We start from the raw sequence: 6,561 nt of genomic DNA, 5'->3' as shown, positions 1-6,561 counted from the left end.
CGCCTGTACCTGTCCACCGACCCCGACGCCTCGGTGGTGCGCACCGCCCGCACCTTCAATGCCACCATGCCCGCCTACGTGGTCGGCCGGGCCACCGAGGTCCTCGGCTCCTTGGAGGGCCTGCGCGTCGTCGTGCTGGGAGCCTCCTACCGCGGCAGGGTCAAGGAGACCGCCTTCTCCGGTGTCTTCCCCACCGTGGAGGCCCTGCGCGAGGCCGGTGCCGAGGTCCTCGTCCACGACCCCATGTACACCGACGACGAGCTGACGGGCTTCGGTTGGACCCCCTACCACCTTGGGGAGCCGGTCGACGTCGCCATCGTCCAGGCCGACCACCCCGAGTACCGCGAACTCACCACTGCCGACCTGCCCGGGCTGCGCCTCCTGCTGGACGGGCGCCGCGCCACAGACGCCGCCAAGTGGACTGGTGTGCCCCGCCTGACCATCGGCGGAGGCGAGTGACCCCGGGGATGCCCTGAATCCGGCGGCGGGTATGAGCATCAGTGCGGCGATGGGGGTGGCCGGTGCCTCCGGCTGGACCCTGACGGCCGCCACGCTGGTCGTGGCCGGCCTGCTGCTCGTACCCGGCTGGCTCGTTGGCCGGGCCGCTCGCCTGGGGGTGTTGAGGTCGCTGGCGGTGGCCCCCGCCATCGGCGCAGGAATCATCGGCGCCGCGGAGATCCTCAGCCACGCCCTTGGGCTGCCCTGGCGTCCCTGGGGGTGGGCGGTCATCACCGCCCTGACCGCTATCGCGGCGCTTGTGACGCGACTGGTCGCCGGCCCGCCTGCGGAGCGCACGCGACGGGTGACGCCGTGGAACCGGGCCGAGCGGCTGATCCTGGCAGGCGGTCTGGCCGTCGCCGTCGTCGTGCCGGCCGGCGCGATCCTGTCCGCCCTGCCCGGCCCCGGCTACCCCGTGCAGGCCTTCGACGCCACCTTCCACCTCAACGCGGTGGCGGCCATCCGCGAGGGGGGGAACGCCTCAATGCTGGGGGGCCTGTCCGCCCTCTACTCCGGTCGCGCCGTCTACTACCCCACCGTCTGGCACGGGGTGCTGGCGCTGGCGCCTGGCGGTCCGGCCCTGGCGGCCACCGCCGGGGTTCTGGCCCTGAGCGCGGTGGTCTGGCCGTTGAGTCTCCTGGGGCTGCTCGTCCGGGTCACCGGCCTCGATGAGGTTCTAGAGCCTGCGCACCGCGGCGCGAGCCGCCTGCAGCGGATCTGTGCGGTCGCCGCGGTGCTCGCGCTCAGCGCCGGCGTGGTGGGCTTTCCGCTGCTGCTCATGACGTCCCTGGCGGTGTGGCCCTATGCCCTGAGCGTCCTGGGGCTTCCCGGGGTCCTCGTGCTCTACGACCTGCTGCGCCGAGGTGCCGCCCCTCGGCGCCTACGTCTGACGCACATGCTTCTCGTCCTGGCCGCGGCCGGCGGCGTGGTGGCCGCGCACGGCACCGGCCTGTTCAACCTGGTGGTCCTGACCCTGCCCTTCCTGGCGGGCGTCGTCACCTCCCTATGGCGCCGTAGCGCCACCCGTCGTGGCGGTCGTGCCCTCCTGGTGGGCGGATCGGTCGTGGTAGTGCTGGTCCTGGCCGTGGGGGCCTGGCTCATGCGCCGTTCCCTGGCCTCGGTCATGGGCTATCAGCGTCCTGGCGGGGGAGTGGCCGGCGCCGCGGCGACCCTGGGGCAGGCGCTCATCGATCTGCCGATGTACGGGGCGGTCCCCGGCGCCGCCGTGCCCGTCGGGATCGTCATCGGCCTGCTCACCCTGCAAGCGGCCTGGTCGGCGCGCTCCCGGCGGGAGCAGCGCCCGTGGCTCGTCATGTGGCTGCTGGTGCTGATCCTTCTGGCCCTGGTGGGAGGACCCCAGTGGATCGGCCGCCAGCTCGGATCGCCCTGGTACCTGCAAAAGGCCCGGATCCTTCCGCTCGCGATCCTGCCCGCCCTCATCCTGGTGGCTCAAGCGGGGGCCGGGCGACCCGGACGGCGCTTGTGGGCAGTGCTGTGTCGGGCGGCCTCGAGGACCGGCGGGGTGCGACCGGGGAGGACGGAGCGGGCAGCCGCCATCATGCTCACGGTGGGGCTGCTCCTACCGGTGGCGGCGCGGGTCCCCCTGGAACGCGGTCTCGTCGCCTCCGTCTACGACCCGCTCCGCATCCAGTACGGCACCCTGCTGACTGAGGACGCCATGAGACTGATCCAGCGTTCCCGGACCACGTTGCCCGACGACGCCGTCGTCCTGGGGGCGCCATCGCGAGGAGCAACCTACTGGTGGTCCCTGGGTGGGGTGCGTGTCGTTCACCCGACGCGTGCCGGAGCCGACGACGGGACGCCGGAGGACGCCCTGGCCGACGCCTGGCCCACACTGGGACAGAGAGGATCCGAGGTCTGCACGCTCCTCAACCGGCTGGGCGTGGGGTACTTCTACAGCAGTTCGGACGCGACGGCCTCCGGCTCGACGACCGGCGCGGCCCCGCTGCGCTGGGACGCGCCTCTGACGCGAGTCCCAGCCGAGGGGCTCGAGCTCGTCGACTCCGAGGGCAGCGCCTCCCTGTGGCGCATCACCGCCTGCCGCTGAGGAGCCTGAGGAGACCCAGTGCTCCGGGGCTCAGACCTCGACGTACTGGACCACTGATGGCTCCTCGGCGGACAGGGCGACCATCCGGGGCACCAGGGTCGTGAAGTGGGGTGAGGCGTTGTGGGCCTCGATCGCCGCGTCGTCGCGCCAGGCCTCAAGCACGACGAAGGATGCGGCATCGTCGCGGGCCACGCACAGGTCATAGGTGACATTGCCCGCCTCCGCCCGCGAGCCCTCGACGAGCCTTTCGGCAAGCGTGCGGAACTCCTCGACGGCGTCGGGACGGATGCGGAAAGTGGCGACGATGCGGATCATGAGCTTCTCCTGACACGTGAGGATGCGGGAAAGGACGGCTGAGTCGGCCATCGCGAGTGAGGCACTTTCGCCGGCCTCCTGACGACGATGTCGACCATCCACCAGTCACGCCATGCGAAGCAAGCCCTGTGGAACATCGGTCGGAGGAAGAGTCAGCGGGCGGGGGTCAGTATCCGGCGTCGGGCCAGGAGCCAGACCACGCCGGCCACCACCAGCCACAGGGCGCCCTCAAGCACCCAGGCCACGGGATGATTGCCATCGGTTCGCATAGCGGCCAGGACCAGGGCGGCCATGTGAGATCCCCCGTGCACGCCCACGGCGGCCCACGTCGAGCCCGACACCCATGCCACTACCACCGCCGCGACGGCCAAGCCGAAGGGGACCGCCAGGTACAGGATGCGCTCGATCCAGTTCTCCTGCCCGCCGTTGGAGATGATGTGCATCAGCGTGAAGACGATGACCGAGATGGCACCGGCCCGGCGAGTGCCCCCCAGCGACCTGAAGAACCAGCCCCGCCACACGAGCTCCTCCGGGAACCCCTGGTGCAGGAACGCCAAACCCACTGTACCGAGGAGCAGGACCCCGATGGCGGGGAGGGCCGGGTCCGTGAGCCCGCCGCCGACGGGCTCGATCCCGAGCAGGTCCATGACGACCCCCATGACCGCCGCGACGGCCGCGGCCGCCACCACCATGGCCAGCATCCAGGCCAGGGCCCGCCGATCGACCCGCAGACGCAGGTCGCTCAGGTTTCCCCCGTCCAGACGCGTCACCAGCAACCAGGTAACAAGCAGGGCGAACAGGGATGCCACGGACCTCGCCACGATCCCCAGCACCGCTCCCGCCATGTCTGTCGGGAACATGGCCAGTCTGAGGGGAACCATTATTATTCCGGGAGTAAACGTGCCTACCAGCATGACAAGCACTGCGAGCACGACGCGCAGGGCCGTTCCTCCGCGGCCGGGCAGCCGGCGCCGGGGCCGGGAGGGATCTGTTGCGGTTGCAGGGGAAGGCGCTTCAGTGGGTGAGGTGCTCATGACCCCCGACGTTAGGAAACGGTGCCTCGTACCACAACACTCTCACCCACCGTTCAGGGATGAATCAGGGAAGGATCCTGACACATATCAGGGTCCTTCCCTATTGACAGCGCGCCACCGATCGCCGCTCGGGAGTATCGACCGGTCCTCAGTGACCCTCATTCGGGCAAGCATGAGGCAGGACCACAGGAGGGGCGTGATAGTGCGGCTCGGTCGGTTAGTCTTGCACCATGGGTCTTCGTCACATCGCGCGCGCCTGTCTCGCCACCTCCCTCGCCCTCATCGCGGCCGCCGGACTCGCTGCCTGCTCGTCATCGAAGCCTCGCGCCGGTGCATCCACCCCCGCGACGACCGCTCCTGTCGGTCCCCCGGCCACCACCGCCTCCACCACCCAGTGCGGGGCGATGGATGAGATCCTCGTCGAGGCCCTGAATCAGACTCCTGAGGGGCAGGCCTTCACCGGCCTGCCCGAGGGGGCGAGCGACGAGGACACCCAGACCGCGTGGAACGCGTTCACCCAGGCCCTTGAAACCGGCTACCACGCCCGGTTGCAGTCCGCCGCCGCCGGCGACGCAGCCGCGACCAGCGCCGTGACCGCCCTGACCACCTACACCAGCACGACCAGCCGGCTCGCCGCAGGGCAGATCCCGGAGTTCAAGGACGAGGCCCAGGCCGAGAAGGACATCAAGCTGGGGCGCACCCCCGAGCCCAACCCGGAGTACCAGCGGAGCCTGGACGCGCGTACCGACGCCCACGTGGAGTTGAGTACCTGCATGCCCCACTGGCCCGTCACCTTCTGATCTGACGCCCCCGGGCCCGGCATCACCGAACTCTCAGTGTGATGCCGGGCCCGGGCTGGTCACGAGCCGGTCACGGGAAGGGGCGCACGACGTCGGAGGTCATGTTGGCCCAGCCGTAGGAGACCGTGATGTGGTCCATCCTGGCCGGCCGCCCCATCCAGTCGGTGTGGACCACCTGGTCGTCCCCCAGGTAAATGGCCACATGGGTCACAACGCCGTCGGAGGTGTAGAAGATGAGGTCGCCGCGCTGCCGCTGGCTCAGCGGCACGTGCATCATCTGCGGGTGGTGGTAGAGCTCCTGGGAGGTGCGGTAGTCAGGCCATCCGTGCTTGATCACGTCGATAGGTTGCGGGTCGAGCCCCGCCCTGTACAGGGACTGGAGCACCAGGCCCGAGCAGTCGAAGCCCAGGCCGTAGGGGCCCGCCCCTCCCCATGTGTAGCTGGACCCGATCTGGTTCCAGGCGTAACCGATCATCGTCTCGATACGTTCGCCGCGGGTCGCGCTCAGGGACGTGGGGGCCTCCTGATACTGGTCGACCCACCAGGAGAAGCCGGTGTCGAGCGCGTTCCAGGTGGCCTCGTCCACGGTGCCGGTCTGAGGCAGGCCGACCCGTCGCTGGAAGTTGCGTACGGCAGAGACGAAGGAGGCGTCGACGCTGGCGAGCTTCGTGGAGTGCCACAGGCCCAGGCGTCCCTGGACGATGCGCACCTTGACCCCGTTCATCCCCCAGGTCAGTGTGTTGGTCGACCAGCCCAGGGGGGTGATCGAGGCGACCGGCTGCAGGTAGCCCGACGGCGCCTGGTAACCGATCCAGGCCCCGGACGAGGCGAAGGTCTGCGAATTGCCGTTGATGGTGCGCGTCCCGGTCACCATGGCCCCGGTTCCCGGGTCCAGGTAGTACCAGGTGGACCCGTCCTGGAGCCAGCCGGTGGCCATTGCTCCGCTGGAGGGGCTGAGATAGAACCAGCTGCCGTCCACCTGGGTCCAGCCGGTGGCCATGGCGCCCGAGCCCTGCAGGTGGTACCAGCTGCCGTCCACCTGGGTCCAGCCGGTGGCCATGATCCCGGTGGTGGGGTCCAGGTAGTACCAGGTGCCGGCGTCCTGGGTCCAGCCGTGGGCGCGTGCGCCGCTGGGGTGGTAGAAGCGCCATCCGTCGGCCTGCTTGAGCCAACCGGTGACCATGGCGCCGTTGCCGTTGAGGAGGTACGTGGAGCCGCCGTCGGTGAGCTCGCCGGTGGTCATGATCCCGGTGGTGGGGTCCAGGTAGTACCAGGTGCCGGCGTCCTGGGTCCAGCCGTGGGCGCGTGCGCCGCTGGGGTGGTAGAAGCGCCATCCGTCGGCCTGCTTGAGCCAACCGGTGACCATGGCGCCGTTGCCGTTGAGGAGGTACGTGGAGCCGCCGTCGGTGAGCTCGCCGGTGGTCATGATCCCGGTGGTGGGGTCCAGGTAGTACCAGGTGCCTGCATCCTGGGTCCAGCCGGTCGATCGGGCCCCGGAGTCGGCGAGGTGGTACCAGGACTGTCCGTCCTTCCACCAGCCGGTCAGCATGTTCCCGTCGTCATCGAAGCGGTAGACCGAGCCGTCGATGCGAGCCCACCGGGACCGGGCGAGGTTGCCGTCCTTGCCCCGCCACTGCCACTTCTGGCCCGCCGCGACCCAGCTGCCCCGACCGGTGAGGTCCTCGATGCCATCGGCCGGAGCTGCAGGGGGCTTCTGCTCGGGCGAGGCCGCCCGGTCCCCGGCATCCTCAGCACCCGCCCGGTCCTTCGCCTCGGGGGCGGCGGCCTCGGGCGGCTCTGCGGCAGGAACGCCACGAGGCGCCCCCGGCGGCTCGGCCTCGGGGGC

The 6,561-nt window shown here is 70.3% G+C and carries 6 protein-coding genes; 3 read left to right on the top strand and 3 right to left on the bottom strand.

Annotated elements, in window-relative coordinates; translation table 11 throughout:
* Together RWR81_RS11765 and RWR81_RS11760 are read left to right on the top strand one after the other, a co-directional pair.
* Positions 1-459, top strand: a 459-nt coding sequence (locus RWR81_RS11765; protein ID WP_314457925.1) for a UDP binding domain-containing protein, incomplete at its 5' end; no start/stop codon positions are given.
* Positions 460-490: 31 nt separating this feature from the next.
* Positions 491-2,566, top strand: coding sequence for a DUF6541 family protein (locus RWR81_RS11760; RefSeq protein ID WP_314457924.1), 2,076 nt, complete (start codon positions 491-493; stop codon positions 2,564-2,566).
* 30 nt (positions 2,567-2,596) lie between these two features.
* Here RWR81_RS11760 and RWR81_RS11755 read toward each other — a convergent pair whose 3' ends face one another.
* On the bottom strand, positions 2,597-2,881 hold the full coding sequence (locus RWR81_RS11755; protein ID WP_314457923.1) for a putative quinol monooxygenase: 285 nt from the start codon (positions 2,879-2,881) through the stop codon (positions 2,597-2,599).
* 152 nt (positions 2,882-3,033) lie between these two features.
* Entirely contained in the window at positions 3,034-3,915 is an 882-nt protein-coding gene (locus RWR81_RS11750; protein WP_314457922.1) for a CPBP family intramembrane glutamic endopeptidase, read from the bottom strand.
* A gap of 230 nt (positions 3,916-4,145) precedes the next feature.
* On the opposite strand from RWR81_RS11750, the gene RWR81_RS11745 reads away from it, so the two are divergent.
* A complete protein-coding gene (locus RWR81_RS11745) occupies positions 4,146-4,715 on the top strand; it encodes a hypothetical protein (RefSeq protein ID WP_314457921.1) in 570 nt (189 codons plus the stop codon).
* Between the two features lie 70 nt (positions 4,716-4,785).
* Here RWR81_RS11745 and RWR81_RS11740 read toward each other — a convergent pair whose 3' ends face one another.
* Positions 4,786-6,303 (bottom strand): NlpC/P60 family protein, encoded by a 1,518-nt coding sequence (locus tag RWR81_RS11740; protein ID WP_399498438.1) that lies wholly within the window; start codon positions 6,301-6,303, stop codon positions 4,786-4,788.
* Positions 6,304-6,561: the final 258 nt, after the last annotated feature.

It is taken from the genome of uncultured Actinomyces sp. (genome assembly GCF_963526355.1).
Taxonomy (GTDB): Bacteria; Actinomycetota; Actinomycetes; order Actinomycetales; family Actinomycetaceae; genus Actinomyces.
This window is presented reverse-complemented; position numbering and strand designations above follow the sequence as displayed.

Bases quoted from the DNA above. Each gene is read 5' to 3' on its own strand.
- RWR81_RS11745 (WP_314457921.1), top strand. From the start codon at position 4,146: ATGGGTCTTCGTCACATCGCGCGCGCCTGTCTCGCCACCTCCCTCGCC.
- RWR81_RS11750 (WP_314457922.1), bottom strand. From the start codon at position 3,915: ATGAGCACCTCACCCACTGAAGCGCCTTCCCCTGCAACCGCAACAGAT.
- RWR81_RS11755 (WP_314457923.1), bottom strand. From the start codon at position 2,881: ATGATCCGCATCGTCGCCACTTTCCGCATCCGTCCCGACGCCGTCGAG.
- RWR81_RS11760 (WP_314457924.1), top strand. From the start codon at position 491: ATGAGCATCAGTGCGGCGATGGGGGTGGCCGGTGCCTCCGGCTGGACC.